This window comes from uncultured Marixanthomonas sp. (genome assembly GCF_963974425.1).
Classification (GTDB): Bacteria; Bacteroidota; Bacteroidia; order Flavobacteriales; family Flavobacteriaceae; genus Marixanthomonas.
The window spans coordinates 1-16,467 of record NZ_CAXBCK010000066.1 but is presented as its reverse complement, the minus strand read 5'-3'; the positions used below and the strand labels follow the sequence as shown (position 1 = coordinate 16,467).

16 protein-coding genes are annotated in these 16,467 nt (G+C 37.8%); 9 read left to right on the top strand and 7 right to left on the bottom strand.

Annotation, left to right across the window (positions count from 1 at the left end):
- The first annotated feature begins 164 nt into the window (after window positions 1-164).
- The 4 genes from AACZ92_RS15265 to AACZ92_RS15250 all read left to right on the top strand — a co-directional run bounded on the left by AACZ92_RS15265 (window position 165) and on the right by AACZ92_RS15250 (window position 3,064).
- Window positions 165-1,304, top strand: a complete 1,140-nt coding sequence (locus tag AACZ92_RS15265; protein ID WP_339703123.1) for an Mrp/NBP35 family ATP-binding protein — start codon at window positions 165-167, stop codon at window positions 1,302-1,304.
- Between the two features lies 1 nt (window position 1,305).
- On the top strand, window positions 1,306-1,545 hold the full coding sequence (locus AACZ92_RS15260; RefSeq protein ID WP_339703120.1) for a NifU family protein: 240 nt from the start codon (window positions 1,306-1,308) through the stop codon (window positions 1,543-1,545).
- A 70-nt stretch (window positions 1,546-1,615) separates the two neighbouring features.
- Window positions 1,616-2,668 carry an NAD(P)/FAD-dependent oxidoreductase gene (locus AACZ92_RS15255; RefSeq protein WP_339703117.1) on the top strand — a complete coding sequence of 351 codons (1,053 nt, stop codon included), beginning with the start codon at window positions 1,616-1,618 and terminating at the stop codon, window positions 2,666-2,668.
- Between the two features lie 66 nt (window positions 2,669-2,734).
- Window positions 2,735-3,064 carry a ferredoxin gene (locus AACZ92_RS15250; protein ID WP_339703114.1) on the top strand — a complete coding sequence of 110 codons (330 nt, stop codon included), beginning with the start codon at window positions 2,735-2,737 and terminating at the stop codon, window positions 3,062-3,064.
- A gap of 195 nt (window positions 3,065-3,259) precedes the next feature.
- Here the strand turns inward: AACZ92_RS15250 and AACZ92_RS15245 are convergent, their stop codons facing one another.
- The 7 genes from AACZ92_RS15245 to AACZ92_RS15215 form a co-directional block, all read right to left on the bottom strand.
- A complete protein-coding gene (locus AACZ92_RS15245) occupies window positions 3,260-3,964 on the bottom strand; it encodes an SGNH/GDSL hydrolase family protein (protein ID WP_339703111.1) in 705 nt (234 codons plus the stop codon).
- A 54-nt stretch (window positions 3,965-4,018) separates the two neighbouring features.
- Window positions 4,019-4,915 (bottom strand): metallophosphoesterase, encoded by an 897-nt coding sequence (locus AACZ92_RS15240; protein WP_339703108.1) that lies wholly within the window; start codon window positions 4,913-4,915, stop codon window positions 4,019-4,021.
- A gap of 40 nt (window positions 4,916-4,955) precedes the next feature.
- The gene (locus AACZ92_RS15235; protein WP_339703105.1) at window positions 4,956-5,729 is read right to left on the bottom strand and encodes a DUF3050 domain-containing protein; all 774 of its coding nucleotides are present in this window, start codon (window positions 5,727-5,729) and stop codon (window positions 4,956-4,958) included.
- A 73-nt stretch (window positions 5,730-5,802) separates the two neighbouring features.
- Window positions 5,803-6,981 (bottom strand): acyl-CoA dehydrogenase family protein, encoded by a 1,179-nt coding sequence (locus AACZ92_RS15230; RefSeq protein WP_339703102.1) that lies wholly within the window; start codon window positions 6,979-6,981, stop codon window positions 5,803-5,805.
- Window positions 6,982-7,030: 49 nt separating this feature from the next.
- Complete coding sequence (locus AACZ92_RS15225) at window positions 7,031-7,747, bottom strand: methyltransferase (RefSeq protein ID WP_339703099.1); 717 nt, start codon at window positions 7,745-7,747, stop codon at window positions 7,031-7,033.
- A gap of 146 nt (window positions 7,748-7,893) precedes the next feature.
- Complete coding sequence (rimM, locus tag AACZ92_RS15220) at window positions 7,894-8,421, bottom strand: ribosome maturation factor RimM (protein ID WP_339703096.1); 528 nt, start codon at window positions 8,419-8,421, stop codon at window positions 7,894-7,896.
- Between the two features lie 14 nt (window positions 8,422-8,435).
- Entirely contained in the window at window positions 8,436-8,993 is a 558-nt protein-coding gene (locus AACZ92_RS15215) for a 30S ribosomal protein S16 (RefSeq protein WP_339703093.1), read from the bottom strand.
- Window positions 8,994-9,323: 330 nt separating this feature from the next.
- On the opposite strand from AACZ92_RS15215, the gene AACZ92_RS15210 reads away from it, so the two are divergent.
- From AACZ92_RS15210 to AACZ92_RS15190, 5 genes are all read left to right on the top strand, one after another.
- Window positions 9,324-9,773: a PA2169 family four-helix-bundle protein gene (locus AACZ92_RS15210; RefSeq protein ID WP_339703090.1), complete on the top strand. Its 450-nt coding sequence runs from the start codon at window positions 9,324-9,326 to the stop codon at window positions 9,771-9,773.
- A 171-nt stretch (window positions 9,774-9,944) separates the two neighbouring features.
- Window positions 9,945-14,297, top strand: coding sequence for a DNA polymerase III subunit alpha (gene dnaE / locus AACZ92_RS15205; protein WP_339703088.1), 4,353 nt, complete (start codon window positions 9,945-9,947; stop codon window positions 14,295-14,297).
- A 111-nt stretch (window positions 14,298-14,408) separates the two neighbouring features.
- Window positions 14,409-14,726: a thioredoxin gene (trxA, locus tag AACZ92_RS15200; protein ID WP_117158420.1), complete on the top strand. Its 318-nt coding sequence runs from the start codon at window positions 14,409-14,411 to the stop codon at window positions 14,724-14,726.
- A 116-nt stretch (window positions 14,727-14,842) separates the two neighbouring features.
- Complete coding sequence (locus AACZ92_RS15195; RefSeq protein ID WP_339703083.1) at window positions 14,843-15,394, top strand: ATP-dependent Clp protease proteolytic subunit; 552 nt, start codon at window positions 14,843-14,845, stop codon at window positions 15,392-15,394.
- A gap of 12 nt (window positions 15,395-15,406) precedes the next feature.
- Window positions 15,407-16,336: a DUF58 domain-containing protein gene (locus AACZ92_RS15190; RefSeq protein WP_339703080.1), complete on the top strand. Its 930-nt coding sequence runs from the start codon at window positions 15,407-15,409 to the stop codon at window positions 16,334-16,336.
- The last annotated feature ends 131 nt before the right edge of the window (window positions 16,337-16,467 follow it).

Genomic DNA, 16,467 nt, shown 5'->3' with positions numbered 1-16,467 from the left:
CTCCCAACTCCCAACTCCCAACTCCCAACTCCCAACTCCCAACTCCCAACTTCAGTCAACGTCTATCTACCCATAAATCATTTCAATCTAACTCCTTTAAAATCCAAACTAATACCGTTATATTTGTACTTTAGAATCAGTCTAAATATTGTGAAAAAGAATTTATGAAATTGAATAAAACAGATATACTTAAAGCATTAGAAACCATCACTGTAGCTGGAGAAGGCAAAAATATGGTTGAGAGTGGTGCTGTAAAGAATGTGGTAACATTTGCCGATGAAGTAATAGTAGATGTTACGCTTTCTACTCCTGCATTACACATTAAAAAAAGAGCAGAAGCCGACATTATAAAAACCATTCAGGAAAAGATAGATGCGAATGCTAAAGTTCAGGTAAACATAAAAGTAGAAGCTCCAACTAAAAAGGAAAACCCCAACTTGATTAAAGGGAAGGCCATTCCAGGAATTCAGAATATTGTAGCAGTTGCTTCAGGTAAAGGTGGCGTTGGTAAATCTACCGTAACGTCAAACTTGGCGGTTACGCTTTCAAAAATGGGCTTTAAAGTAGGAGTTTTAGATGCTGATATTTATGGGCCATCCATTCCTATTATGTTCGATGTGGCGATGGAAAAACCACTATCTGTAAAAGTAGATGGAAAAAGCAAAATGAAACCTGTAGAAAACTATGGGGTTAAAATATTGTCGATTGGATTTTTCACAAAACCAGACCAAGCTGTAATTTGGCGGGGTCCAATGGCGGCAAAAGCACTAAATCAACTGATTTTTGATGCCGATTGGGGTGAGTTAGATTTCTTATTAGTAGATCTACCTCCCGGAACGGGCGATATTCATTTAAGCATTATGCAATCGTTACCGTTAACAGGTTCTGTTGTGGTCAGTACGCCTCAAAATGTTGCCTTGGCCGATGCCCGTAAAGGAGTTGCCATGTTTCAACAAGAGAACATACAAGTGCCAGTATTAGGAATAATAGAAAATATGGCTTATTTTACTCCTGAAGAATTACCGGAGAATAAGTATTATATTTTCGGAAAAGAAGGAGCCAAAAACCTTTCTGAAGACCTAGATATACCCTTTTTAGGAGGTGTGCCATTGGTGCAAAGCATTCGGGAATCTGGCGATGTAGGTCGTCCGGCAGCTATGCAAACAGCTACGCCTACCGAAGCGGCTTTTGAGCAAGTAACAAAAAATGTGGTGGAGCAAACGGTACGGCGTAACGAAAATCTCCCCCCAACCGAAGCCATTAAAATAACAACAATGGCAGGTTGTAGTGCCGTTAAAAAATAATATGGAAGAGCAAGAATTAAAATTAAAAGTAGAAGATGCGTTAGAAGAAATACGTCCGTTTCTTCAAAGCGATGGTGGAGACATTTCCCTTATTTCCATAGATGATGGTAAAAAAGTGATTGTGCGTTTGGAAGGTGCTTGCGTAGGCTGTACCGTAAACCAAATGACATTGAAAAGTGGAGTAGAGATGACTATCAAAAAACACGCTCCTCAAATCGAAGAAGTAGTAAATGTAGAATAAGCTGATTTTGATCAGTTCCTGAAATTAAAATCCATCTTACTTTTACAGATTTTAAAGACGAATTAGATTCATGATAAAAACAGATATTTTGATAATTGGTGCAGGTCCTACGGGACTTTTCACCGTTTTTGAAGCCGGATTATTAAAACTGAAATGTCATTTAATAGACGCATTACCCCAACCTGGCGGTCAGTGTTCCGAAATTTATCCTAAAAAGCCTATTTACGATATACCCGCATTTCCAGAAGTATTAGCTGGAGATTTGGTGGATAATTTGATGAAACAAATAGAGCCGTTTCAACCGGGTTTTACATTAGGCGAAAGAGCACAAACTATAGACAAGCAAGATGATGGAAGCTTTATTGTAACAACCAATAAAGGAACAAAACATCACGCGCCAATAGTAGCTATTGCTGGTGGATTGGGTAGTTTTGAACCTCGTAAGCCACCTATTACGGGTATTTCAGAATATGAAGATAAAGGCGTAGAATATATTATTCGCGATCCGGAAGTATATCGCGATAAAAATGTAATCATTGCCGGTGGAGGTGATTCAGCATTAGATTGGAGTATTTTCTTAACCGATGTGGCTTCAAGTGTCACCTTGATTCACCGCCGGAATGAATTCCGAGGAGCTTTAGATAGTGTTGAAAAAGTACAAGAACTTAAAAATCTTGGTAAAATAGAATTGATTACACCTGCTGAAGTAATTGATGTGTATGGAAAGGAAAGTATAGAGGGTGTTTCTATCAAAAGAGGAGCCGATGTATTTAATAGGGATTGTGATCATTTTATTCCGCTATTCGGATTAGCACCAAAACTAGGGCCTATCGCAGATTGGGGACTGGAAATTGAAAAGAACGCTATTAAGGTTGATAACTCATTAGATTATCAAACCAATATTCCAGGGATTTACGCAATTGGCGATGTGAACACCTATCCTGGAAAACTAAAATTGATTCTTTGTGGCTTTCATGAAGCGACTTTAATGTGTCAAAGTGCTTACCAACGTATCTTCCCAGACAAGCGATATGTAATGAAATATACAACCGTAGGCGGCGTAGAAGGATTTGACGGAAGTAAAAGACAAGCGCCCAAAGCAGTTGTTAAGGCGATAAATTAATAAGTATATATCCTGCAAGGTTACAAAAATCTTGCAGGTATTTTTATCTAGAATGTAATTCTAACAATGCAAGATATTAAAATAACCATAATCGACCGCGAAGGTACAAGTCACCAAGTGGATGCTCCCACCGATATGAATATGAACCTAATGGAAGTAGTACGTTCGTATGAACTTGCCCCTGAAGGAACCATTGGTGTTTGTGGAGGTATGGCTATGTGCGCATCCTGCCAGTGTTACGTTCAAAGCGACCACGAACTGCCTGAGATGAGCTACGACGAAGATTTAATGCTTGCTGAAGCGTTTCACGTACAAGACAACAGCCGCTTAGGCTGTCAAATACATATAAACTCTGAAATGGATGGTCTACAAGTGGAATTGGCTCCAGAAAGTTAGCTTCAATAATCTCGATTGTTAGTCATCTCGACCGGAGGGAGAGATCACACCCTACTTCTCATTTCAACTGTAAGGAGAGATCTTACCCAGCTAGTTAGGCTTTGTTTACAACCAATATTTTTTTATTAATAAACTTGGTCGAGTTCACTCAAATGAGATTCCTCGTCGTCCCTCCTTCGGAATGACAGTTTCAATTTATTTTAAAATTTTCTCCACTTTTGTAGAAAGTAACTCTACAAACTGATTATACGCTCCTTTAGAAGGATGCAATCCATCGGATGCTACTAGACTTTTGTTTTTCAAACCGTTACGAGTAATTGGGGTGATGTTTTCAAAAGAAACGCCTCTTTCATCAGCTATTTTTTTTGCAAAAGCATTGTACCTATCTAATTCTTCTGAAATGTTTGAAGGATCACTTTTCGTCTGCCCAAATGGCGTAAAGGCATAATCAGGGATCGATACTACAATTACATTGTCTTTATTACCCCCAGCAAACTGAATGGCTTTATTTAATAATTCGGGAAATTCTTTTTCATACGTAGAAAAGGGTTGTCCTTGATATTGATTGTTAACCCCAATTAACAAGGTGACAAGATCATAATCGTTTGAAGGTTTTTGTTGTGCAATTGCGTTTAATAAATCGGTGGTAGTCCAGCCGGTTTTGGCAATGATTTTTATATCGCCTTGCTTCTTTAAACGTTCGTCAAGCTCTTTTTTTAACTGTTCCGGAAATCTACAAGTATCACAAACACTTTCGCCAATGGTATAACTATCACCAAGGGCTAAGTATCTATAATCTGAAGTTGAATCTTTATCCTTAACGGTTCCTTTTTGCACAGAACAATTTAGAAATAGGAAAGAACTTGTGAGTAATGTGAATAATAAGATTGTCTTTTTCATACTATGCTTTCTTTAGAAACTTTTAATTTATTGTGATTTGAAATTTTCTCGTGGTTATTCAGTTTGATAATCGATTAATTTTTGTGGCCCTTCTAGAAGCAGGCGAACTACTCTCAACGTACCATCCTCGGTGGTTGAAATATTCCACTTTATTAAAGAAATTTCACCGTTCTCTATCTCCAGTCCGGTAATGCTACGCGGGTGAACACAACTACCATCATTAAAATAGGCGATGTCCCCCGGTTCAGGAAAACGAGGACGGTGGGTATGGCCGGTTATAGTGAACAAATTATTATTATTAATAATCCACTTTTTGGTGCGGCGTTCTACTTTTATGAGTTCTTTGTAGTTTCGCGCCGGACTCGTAGGGTCGCCAATACCAAAAACCTGCAAGGGACGCCAAAGTGCACGTACTAAGAAACGATTGAATTTCCAACCATGGTAATTCATCCAATCGGCTTGGTGCCCGTGCAGCATAAAAATTTCTTGATTTGTTTCTTCGTGTTCTAAAACCAATCCTTCACTAAAGGTTATTTCAGGAAATAAGGGATCATCTTTTCCAGTAACTTTATTGAAATAACTGTAGAGGTTTTTTTCAACAAACTTCTCACTTTTATAAACCATATCGTGATTCCCCAACAGACGATAGAGTCTGTTTTCTGCATAAAATTTCCGAAGCAATTCAAATACGTTTTGATGTGCTTCAAAAATAGATTCAAAGGTTGTGTTTTCCCATAATTCGTCGCCATCACCCAATTCACAATAGGTAAATCCTTCTTTATAATAATGTTCTAAAGCGTGAAAGTAGATGTTCCGATTGTTGGCAAACTCATCTGCGAAGCTGTTGTCACCTCTGTGGCAATCACTAAAAATGATAAATTTTGAGTTGTCATTAAAAGAAATACGTCGTGCCGTGTTGTAGGCGTTGGTAATTCTTTTTTGTGAGGACATTGACGTTTTCTTTCTTTAAAGATACAATTTGCGTCTATTGTTACGCAAGTTTGTCCTTTAAAATTTCAGATAGTACGCCTTCCCATAATTGTTCTCTTGCTTGCAGCGATTGCACGATTGTGCGTTCTGCTTCGCGCCATTTTTTGCCATCATCGCCACAAAGGTTTTTTACCATTTGTAATGCCATTGGGCCGTGCTCATCTTCATCTAATTCGATATGGCGATCAAAATAATATTTAAACTCAGTTAAATCTTCTTTCGGGAAGTTTTGCTGAATTCTTTTAATAATTTCTGAAAACATTTCCGGAATTAAATCCTCCCTACCAAAAGTAAAAGCAGCAGCTGTTTTATGAGGTTTGTTTTCTTCAATGACTGAAAATGTATAAGTTAAGAATTTTTGTACAGCTTTGGGTACATCAGATTTTTCAATCGCTTCGGAAATAGAAGTACTTTTTAAAAGTTTTAAAAAACCATTCATTGGAGCCGTATTCGCCTTTGCTTTTTTCATAGCATCGAGGTACATTTCAAAATGACTTTGGCGTTCTCCTTTTAAGTTTATATCGGTTTCTTCAGCTAATACTATTTCGTTGATTAAATACCGAGTTTCTGGTTCACCTTTAGGAATCCACGGAACATTTGTACATGTTAAGTTGTTTTGTAAAGACTTAAGAAGCGACATAAAATCCCACACGGCAAACACATGATATTCCATAAAAGTTTGAAGGTGTTCGGGGGTTTTTATTTCACTGTATAAAGGATGGTGAAGAAGTGTATCGCGATAGGGCTTTATTCTTTTATTTATTTGGGCAATCATAGCAGTTTTTTAGCAAAAATAAAAGGCTTCACCTTTATGGGGAAGCCTTTATCATAATTTTAATACCTAATTTTTACTTAAATGCGTTTTCACCAGTAATATCCAGTCCAGTAATTAATAGATGAATATCGTGAGTTCCTTCATAAGTGATTACACTTTCTAAGTTCATCATATGGCGCATAATACTGTATTCTCCAGTGATACCCATTCCGCCTAGTATTTGTCTAGCTTCACGCGCAATTTTCAATGCCATATCTACATTGTTTCGTTTTGCCATGGAAATTTGCGCTGAGGTAGCTTTTCCTTCATTTTTTAGTTGTCCCAGACGTAAAGCTAATAATTGAGCTTTTGTGATTTCAGTAATCATTTCAGCTAATTTTTTCTGCTGCAATTGAAATGCTGCAATAGGTTTTCCAAACTGCACACGTTCTTTTGCGTAGCGTAAGGCTGTATCGTAGCAATCCATTGCCGCTCCAATAACTCCCCAGGAAATTCCGTAGCGAGCAGAATCTAGACATCCTAAGGGTGCACCTAATCCACTTTTATTAGGCAATAAGTTTTCTTTTGGCACTTTTACATCTTGAAATATCAATTCCCCTGTAGCGCTAGCACGCAATGACCATTTGTTGTGTGTTTCTGGAGTCGTAAAACCTTCCATACCGCGTTCTACAACTAATCCATGAATACGTCCTTCTTCATTTTTAGCCCAAACTACGGCAACATCGCAAAAAGGAGAATTTGAAATCCATAATTTAGCTCCATTTAATAAATAGTGATCGCCTTTATCTTTAAAACTGGTAACCATTCCAGCTGGGTTGGAGCCGTGGTCTGGCTCGGTCAATCCAAAAGAACCCATCCATTCGCCAGAAGCTAATTTTGGCAAGTACTTTTTATGTTGGTCTTCGTTACCATATTTCCAAATAGGATACATAACCAATGAAGATTGTACAGAAGCTGTAGAACGAACGCCACTATCCCCACGTTCAATTTCTTGCATGATAAGTCCGTAGCTAATCTGGTCTAAACCTGCTCCGCCGTATTCTTCAGGAATATAAGGTCCAAAAGCACCAATTTCGGCAAGTCCTGGAATAATAGATTTAGGAAATTTAGCATTTTGAGCTGCTTCTTCTATAATAGGGGATACATCGCGTTTTACCCAGTCGCGAGCAGCATCACGTATAAGCTTATGCTCTTCGGTTAGTAAATCGTCTATATTATAATAATCTGGAGCTTCGAAAAGGTCTGGTTTCATGATTTTTGGTTTTAAGGAATACAAATGTAGAAATCACGGCTTTAACCTCCTACATTTTCAAGTAAAAATCGCGTACCAAGTTTTTATAGGCTTCGGTATAGGTATGACGACTGATTTCAATAGTAAGTTGATCAATTTTAGGAGAAATTTTAGAAAATGAAAACTCTAAAAGGCTTCTTTTTTCTTCGGAAGTTTCTGTTCCGCGAACCCTGCAAATATGATTGAGAAAAAGCCCTTTGGCAAAAGCTAATTGAATAAAACGTTCTTCTTCTTTTTTCGGAATAATGGTAGAAAAAACTCCCTTTTCAGAAAGTAAAAGAGAAACACTTGCTATTAAATGTTCAAAAGGTAAGGCTTCGGTAAAACGGGCCGTATCTCGAGCAGCATTGCCAGAGGTGTAATCTTCAGAATAAAAAGGCGGATTAGAAATAATCGAATCGTACGTCTCGTCCACCATTTCTTCAGTAAATTCATTTAAATCTGCATGATAGCAAAACAACCGATCGCCCCAAGGAGATGCTTCAAAATTTTCTACGCATTGTTCATATGCGTTTTCATCTATTTCAATAGCGTCTATAAGTTCTGCAGTGCTTCGTTGTGCAAGTTGAAGAGCAATAATTCCGGTTCCGGTGCCAATATCTAAAATAGATGAGGGCTTGTGTTGTAGGGAGGTCCAAGCGCCTAATAATACGCCATCGGTACCAATTTTCATTTCACAACGATCTTGTGCTACAGTAAATTTCTTAAAGTGGAAAGGTTTGTTCACGATTAGGTAATTTGAATTATTTTATGACAAAGATAGAGGGTCATGGAGCATAGAATATGTTAGTGGCTGAGTGTTACGAGGTATGAGAAGCGCGCTGCACTGAGCTTGCCGAAGTGTATCGAAGCAACGAATAAGGTCATAACCTCCTATTCAAGGTATAACTCAATCAACCCTTCTGGAGCGGTAATGCGGATGTCTTTCTTTTCGCGGTCTACTTTTTCAATTAAATCGTCACTCACAGGAATTAAAACTTCTTTTCCATCGTGGTCAATTTCGAATAAAGCTTGCGCAGTGGTATCATTTACGCCGGTAATAGTTCCAACTACTCCAAAATTAGAATCGGTAACGGTAAAACCTACTACTTCGTGAAAGTAAAACTTGTTGCCGCTAAGTTTAGGTAGCATATTTAGAGGTAGATACAATTCATCTCCCAATAAGTTAGTAGCGTCGGTTTCATTTTTCACCCCTTCAAATTGAATGCGGAGTAACGTAGATTTGTGTAAGGAAAGTGATTCAATAAAAAATGGAATCAAATTTTTGTTGTGTTCAACAAAAACCGATTCCATTTCCAGAAATTGTTCAGGGTCGTCTGTATCTAGCTTTGCTAGCAGCTCCCCTTTAAAGCTGTATTTTTTAACGATTTTGCCTAAGTAGAAACAAGCTGACTTTTGCATCGTTAGGCTACGCTTTATTCTTCTTCTTTTGCAGCATCATCAGTAGCAGGAGCCTCTTCGGCTGCCTTTGCTTCTGCTTCCGCTTTTGCCTTAGCCTCTTCTTCAGCTTTCGCTTCATCTTCAGCTGCTTTGGCTTCTGCAAGACGTGCATCACTAACTGCTTTTTCAGCTGCTAAAGCTTCTGCTCTCGCTTTTTCTTCAGCTTCTGTTAGTTTTGAACGTTTTCCTTCAACTTTCTTAGCTTTCTCTTCTAACCAAGCGTTGAATTTTTCTTCGGCTTGTTCTTCGGTTAATGCACCCTTACGAACACCACCAGCAAGGTGGTTTTTAAGCAAAGCTCCTTTGTAAGAAAGAATAGCTTTTGCCGTATCGGTTGGTTGCGCCCCGTTTTGAAGCCAGTTTACTGCACCGTCCACATCTAGTTCAATGTGAGCAGGGTTAACGTTAGGATTATAAATACCTAATTTTTCTAGGTATTTACCATCTCTTTTCACTCGGCTGTCTGCAGCCACGATCCAGTAAAAAGGTTTTCCTTTTTTACCGTGTCTTTGTAATCTGATTTTTAAAGGCATACTAATTAATTTTTGGGGTTCCCGACCCCGGTTATAATTTTGAGTTTGCAAAGATACAGCATTTTTTGTTTGAAAGTCAACTGAATATGGCTTTTTCTTTCTTTTCTGAAATTTTATAGAGAATCAACTTTTTTCTTCAGAATTATAAAACTACTCTTTATTTCATTTAAAACAACGTAACCTCCCTGTTTGTAAGGGTTAAACTCTGTTAAATTATTATAAGCTTAGGTTAATTGTTCGTCGAGATGGTTCTTGTACATTATATTAGTGCCAGTTGAAGATTGATGAAGAAAGCAGTCAATCACGGACTGAATGTAAAATAAACTGATTATGAAGTACACAGAAGATATATCAAAAAGAGTAAACGACTTATTAGAAAAGAATTATGACGCCGAAAAGGGATATAAAAAAGCCGCTGAAATAGTTGATAACAATAAGTTGAAACAGTTTTTTAATGAACAAGCTCAAAATCGATACGATTTTGGACACCAGCTTAAAAGTGAAATAGAGAGTTTTGGCGAAACCCCTGATAAAGGCGGAAGCACTAAAGGTTCAATGCACAGAACGTGGATGGATATTAAAAGTACATTTACATCAAACGATGAGCAAGCCATTTTAAATGAAGTGAAAACTGGGGAAGAAGCTGCTGTTGAAGAATACAATGAGGTAATTAACGATACGACTTTGCCTCCAACGACTCAGAAAATATTAACGGAACAGCGCAATAATGTGCAGACTACGTTGCAGAACGCAAAAAATTTCGAAGCAGTATTATCCTAAGATAAAATGCTATGAGAAAGAAGAGAGACCGGTTATTTTTCCGGTCTTTTTTTATATAAAAAGTTAACAACTAGTAGCATTTTTCTTTCCTTAACTGTCGGTCTTTTTTTATTTTTACTTTTTCAGAACGTATTCTGAAAACTTCTTATTTCTGAAACTAGACCGAGACCCATGTACCTGATTTTTGACACCGAAACAACCGGATTACCTAAACGTTGGAATGCTCCAGTAACCGATACCGACAACTGGCCAAGATGTATACAGATAGCTTGGCAACTGCACGATGCTATGGGGAACGTTATTGAGCATCAGGACTATTTAATACAGCCAGATGGATTTACCATTCCGTTTGATGCCGAGAAAATTCATGGGATTTCTACTGAATTGGCACAACAAAAAGGTATTCCTTTAGCTGAGGTTGCTGAAAAATTCGCCGAAGCTTTATCCAAAACAAAATTTGTGGTGGGTCAAAATGTAGGCTTCGATCTTAATATAATGGGAGCCGAGTTTCATCGTTTGGAAATGCACAATCCATTGCCGCAGCTCCCAGTTTTAGACACCTGTACCGAAACTACTGCACAATTGTGTCAAATTCCTGGTGGACGAGGCGGTAAATTTAAATTACCAACACTAACCGAGTTACACGAGTTTTTATTTAATGAAGCTTTTGGCGAAGCACACAACGCAACTGCCGATGTGGAAGCGACTACTCGTTGTTTTTTAGAGCTGGTTAGAAGAAATATCTACACCGAAAAGGAACTGGATGTTCAGCCAGATTATTTCGAAAAATTTTCAGAAGAGAACCCAAAAGAGATTGAATTAATTGGTTTAAAACACATCAATCTTAAAAAGGCTTCTGAAAAAATTAGGAAAGAAATCGAAGCTTCCACCCAGACTGAAACCATTTCTTCCGAAGAAATAAAAGAGAACATTGCTACACTTGAAGAAACGGCTTTTTCGCACCTTCATAACCATTCGCAGTTTTCTATTTTACAATCCACTTCATCTACTCAAGATTTAGTAAATGCAGCGATAAAAAACGAAATGCCGGCCGTAGCCCTTACCGATAGTGGGAATATGATGGGCGCATTCCATTTTACGAAAGCGGTAAATTCATATAACGCAGGTCTTCCAGAAGAAGAGAAACACAAAGAATTAAAAGCAATTGTTGGGTGTGAATTTTTTGTTTGTGAGGATCATCTCAACAAAAACCACAAAGACAATGGCTACCAAGTTATTTTGCTGGCTAAAAACAAAAAGGGCTATCATAATTTGGCCAAAATGGCTTCGATTGCTTATACCGAAGGGTTTTACTATGTACCGCGGATAGATAAAAATGTAGTTGAGAAGTATAAAGAAGATATTATAGTGCTTACCGGTAGTTTGTATGGGGAAGTACCCGGAAAAATATTAAATGTAGGTGAGCATCAAGCGGAAGAAGCATTAATCTGGTGGAAAGAGCAATTTGGTGACGATTTGTACGTAGAAATTATGCGTCACAATCAAGAAGATGAAAAACGCGTAAACACCGTTTTAATTGAGCTGGCTAAAAAGCATGAGGTGAAATTAGTAGCGTGCAACAACACCTATTATATTGACAAGGAAAATGCCAACGCTCACGATATTTTACTCTGTGTAAAGGACGGCGAAAAGCAGGCTACGCCCATTGGTAGAGGTCGTGGGTATCGGTATGGATTACCAAACGATCAATATTACTTTAAGTCTCAGGAGGAAATGAAAAACCTCTTTAAAGACCTTCCAGAAGCGATTAGTAATATTTCGGAAGTTGTCAATAAAATTGAGTCTTACACACTGGCAAGAGATGTTTTGCTTCCAAAATTTAGTATTCCTGATGAATTTCAAGATCCGAAAGATGCTGAAGATGGGGGGAACCGAGGTGAAAACGCATATTTGAAACACCTAACTTTTAAAGGTGCTAAAAAACGCTATGAGGACATTACGCCCGAAATTGAAGAACGTCTCAATTTTGAACTGAGCGTAATTGAAAATACAGGGTATCCGGGTTATTTTTTAATTACCGAAGATTTTATCCGCGAAGCTAGAAATATGGATGTTTCGGTAGGGCCAGGACGTGGCTCTGCTGCCGGTAGTGCCGTCGCGTATTGCTTAGCAATTACGAATATCGATCCAATTAAGTACGACTTGCTTTTTGAGCGTTTCTTAAATCCGGATCGTGTGAGTATGCCCGATATCGATATTGATTTTGATGATGAAGGCCGAAGCCGGGTGATGGATTATGTAATTGAAAAATATGGTTCTAATCAGGTAGCGCAAATTATTACTTATGGAACGATGGCAGCAAAATCATCGATTCGTGATACGGCTCGAGTGTTGGACTTACCATTGAACGATGCGGATAGGATTTCGAAGTTGATTCCGAATATGACCAAGCTGAATAAGATTTTTGGTATGAGTGAGCAGGAATTGCGAAGTAAATTCAGAAGTGATGAACTGCCCAAGGTTAATGAATTATTGAACCTTTCCGAAGGAAGTGATTTAGAGGCCGAAACCATCAACCAAGCTAAAATATTAGAAGGGTCAGTTCGAAATACTGGAATTCACGCGTGTGGAGTAATCATTACCCCAGACGATATTACCAACTTCGTGCCTGTTGCCTTGGCAAAAGATTCCGACTTATATGTAACCCAGTTTGACAACTCGGTGGTAGAAAGTGCCGGTTTGCTGAAAATGGATTTCTTGGGATTGAAAACCTTGACTTTAATTAAGGACACGGTTAAAATTGTAAAACATAAGCACAATATAGATCTCGATCCAGATAGTTTTCCGTTGGATGATGAAGAAACCTACGCGCTTTTCCAGCGTGGAGAAACTGTAGGGATATTTCAGTATGAATCTGCAGGAATGCAGAAGTATATGAAAGAGCTGAAACCTACTGTTTTTGCCGATCTTATTGCGATGAATGCTTTGTACCGTCCAGGTCCGTTAGAATATATTCCAAGTTTCATTCGTAGAAAAAACGGAGAAGAAGAGATTGAATACGACCTTCCAGCGATGGAAGAATATTTACAAGAAACCTACGGAATTACGGTCTATCAAGAGCAAGTGATGTTGTTGTCGCAAAAACTGGCCGATTTCAGTAAAGGTGATGCTGATGTCCTGCGGAAAGCGATGGGTAAAAAGCAAAAAGCCGTACTCGATAAAATGAAACCTCGTTTTATTGAAAATGCTTCTAAAAAAGGGCACGACGCTGAAAAATTAGAAAAAATTTGGAAAGACTGGGAGGCTTTTGCGAGTTATGCGTTTAACAAATCACATTCTACATGCTATGCGTGGATAGCTTACCAAACAGCCTATTTAAAAGCTCATTACCCTGCTGAATATATGGCAGCGGTGCTTTCCAATAACATGAACGATATAAAGCAGGTGACCTTTTTTATGGAAGAATGTAAACGGATGGGCATGACAGTTTTAGGGCCCGACGTAAACGAATCCTTCTATAAATTTACAGTAAATGATCAAGGAAATATCCGTTTTGGGATGGGTGCCGTTAAAGGCGTTGGCGGTAATGCTGTAGCCACTATTGTTGAAAACAGAAAAGACGGAAATTACAAATCTATTTTTGATTTAGCTAAGCGAATTGATTTACGAGCGGCTAATAAAAAAGCTTTTGAAAGTTTAGCATTGGCAGGCGGTTTTGATAGTTTCGATACCCATCGAGCGCAATACCTTCATGACGAAGGTGACGGCGTGATGTTTGTTGAAAAGGTATTGAAATATGCTTCAAAATATCAAGAAACACAAAACTCATCCCAAGTAAGTTTATTTGGAGAAGCCAGTGATGTACAAATTCCAGAGCCGGAAGTTCCGCCTTGTGAAGAGTGGGGAACGATGAAAAAATTAAAATTAGAGAAAGACGTTGTGGGTGTTTATATTTCTGGGCATCCGCTAGACGATTTTAAATTAGAAATGAAATATTTTACCAACTGTAAAGTTTCAGATTTTAATGAACTTGAAAAGTTTGTAAACCGAGAGCTTAGTTTTGGCGGGGTGGTAAGCGATGTGCAACATCGGGAATCGAAAGCTGGAAGAGGTTGGGCCATTTTTACGGTGGAGGATTATGAGGATAGTTATGAATTTAAAATTTTTGGGGAAGACTATTTAAAATTACGTCATTTTTTAGTGCCCAATTCTTTTATCTACGCACGAGTTTTTATAAAAGAAGGATGGACAAACCGTGATACAGGTAAAAAAAGTGACCCTAGAGTTCAATATTCTAGTATGTTACAATTGCATGATGTAATGGAGAAACATTCCAAAAAACTAACGATACGCATGCCTTTGGAAGACATTGAAAATGATAGGATAGATCGCTTAAAAGATTTGTTTACTATTCATAAAGGAGAAAAACAGCTACATTTTTTGGTGTATGAAATGGCAGACAAGGTAAAATTGAACATGCCAAGCCGAACCCAAAAAATCGAAATTAATAAAGAGCTTTTAGACGAATTACAGCAAGAACAGGTAAATTTCAGGCTCAATTAATAGAGAAATACTATCAACAAAAACAATAAACCTATTACTTAAAGTAATGTTAGGGCTGTAAGGTTTAGCCTAAAAAATGACTACTTTTGCATAACAATTAAAAATAAAATTATGGCTTTAGAAATAACTGATGCAACATTTGACGAAACCGTTTTAAAAAGTGATAAACCGGTAGTAGTAGATTTTTGGGCAGCTTGGTGTGGACCATGTAGAATGGTAGGACCAATCATCGATGAGATAAGCAAAGACTACGAAGGCAAAGCTGTTGTAGGTAAAGTGGACGTTGATGCAAATCAAGAATTTGCAGCTAAATACGGCGTTCGTAACATTCCAACAGTATTGGTTTTCAATAAAGGAGAACTAGTTGGAAGACAAGTAGGTGTTGCGCCTAAAAACGTATATGAAGAAGCGATTGATCAGCTTTTATAAGAAGAAAATTGAAAAAGAAAAATTAAGTTGAAAAGGCTTGGCGATTTGCCGGGCCTTTTTTTATTTTTAGTAAGTTTACAAGAAGTACATAAACACAAGTTTTTAAAACAAACAATATGGAAAAAGAAAAAGTATATAAAGTACAAGATAAGATAGATAACCAGCTTTTAAGCGAACGAAAAGTATTTCTTTGGGGGCAGGTAGATGATAAAAGTGCCCGCCATGTAGTAGATAGATTGTTGTATTTAGATTCAATAAGTAACGAAGAAATTAAATTTTACATCAACAGCCCAGGGGGGTATGTAACTTCGGGTTTTTCAATGTACGATACGATTAAGCAGATTAAAAGCCCTGTTTCAACAATCTGTACTGGTTTGGCTGCTTCTATGGGAAGTATCCTATTATCAGCTGGAGAAAAAGGGAAACGATATATTCAGCCTAATGCACGAGTGATGATACATCAGCCTAGCGGAGGAACAAGAGGGCCAGCAAGTGATATTGAAATTACGGCTCAAGAAATTTTAAAGACGAAAGAATTAAGTGCTCAAATTTTAGCCGATAATTGTGGTCAAAAGGTTGAAAAAGTAATGAAAGATTTCAACCGTGATCATTGGATGGATGCTGAAGAAAGTGTTTCCTATGGTATTGTGGATGGAGTATTAAAATAAAAGTCACCTCGCGTGGATCTTCAAAAAGAAATAAATGAAATAACCGGATTTAAAAACTTAGAGCTGCTTGCAAACCAAGTGGTAGAGGGTTTTATTTCCGGTTTACATAAAAGTCCATTCCACGGATTTTCAGCAGAATTTGCTGAGCATAAAATTTATAATCAGGGGGAAAGCACCAAACATATAGATTGGAAGTTATTTGCCAAAACAGATAAACTGTATACAAAACGGTACGAAGAAGAAACCAATTTGCGATGTCATATAATTATTGACAACAGTAGTTCTATGCATTACCCAAAGGTGAAGCAGTTTGGAATCAATTCTTTAAATAAAATAGGGTTTTCAGCCTTGGCTTCCGCAGCGATTATGAATCTACTAAAAAGGCAACGCGATGCGGTAGGAATGAGTATTTATAGCAATGAATACGAGTTTTATGCCAATGAAAAAGGTAGCGAACGGCATCACCAAATGCTATTAGGAAAGTTAAATGAAGCAATCCAGAAGCCTGCAGAAAAGAAAACCACCAAAACCTATTCACATCTTCATTTAATAGCTGAAAAGTTAAAACGACGCTCACTAGTGTTTCTGTTTACTGATATGTTTCAAAGCGATGCTGATGAAGATGCTTTGTTTGAAGCGCTACAGCATTTAAAGTACAATAAGCACGAAGTAATTTTGTTTCACACCTTCGATAAAGAGAAAGAGCAGGATTTTAATTTCAGTAATCGCCCAAAGCGCTTTGTCGATGTTGAAACAGGTGAGCATATTAATTTATATGCCGAAAATATTAAACAATCGTATGAAACTGCTGTGGTAAGCTATTTTTCAGAATTAAAATTGAAGTGCGGTCAATACAGAATTAAGTATGTAGCGGCCGATATTAATGAGAGTTTCAATAAAATTTTGACTACCTATTTAGTAGAGCGTCAAAAGTTTGGGTAATAGAAGTAAATTTTTTTCAAAAAATGTTTGTCAGAATGAAAATGCGTGGTATATTTGCCACCGCTAAGATAGCAACGGTCTGGTAGTTCAGTTGGTTAGAATACCTGCCTGTCACGCAGGGGGTCGCGAGT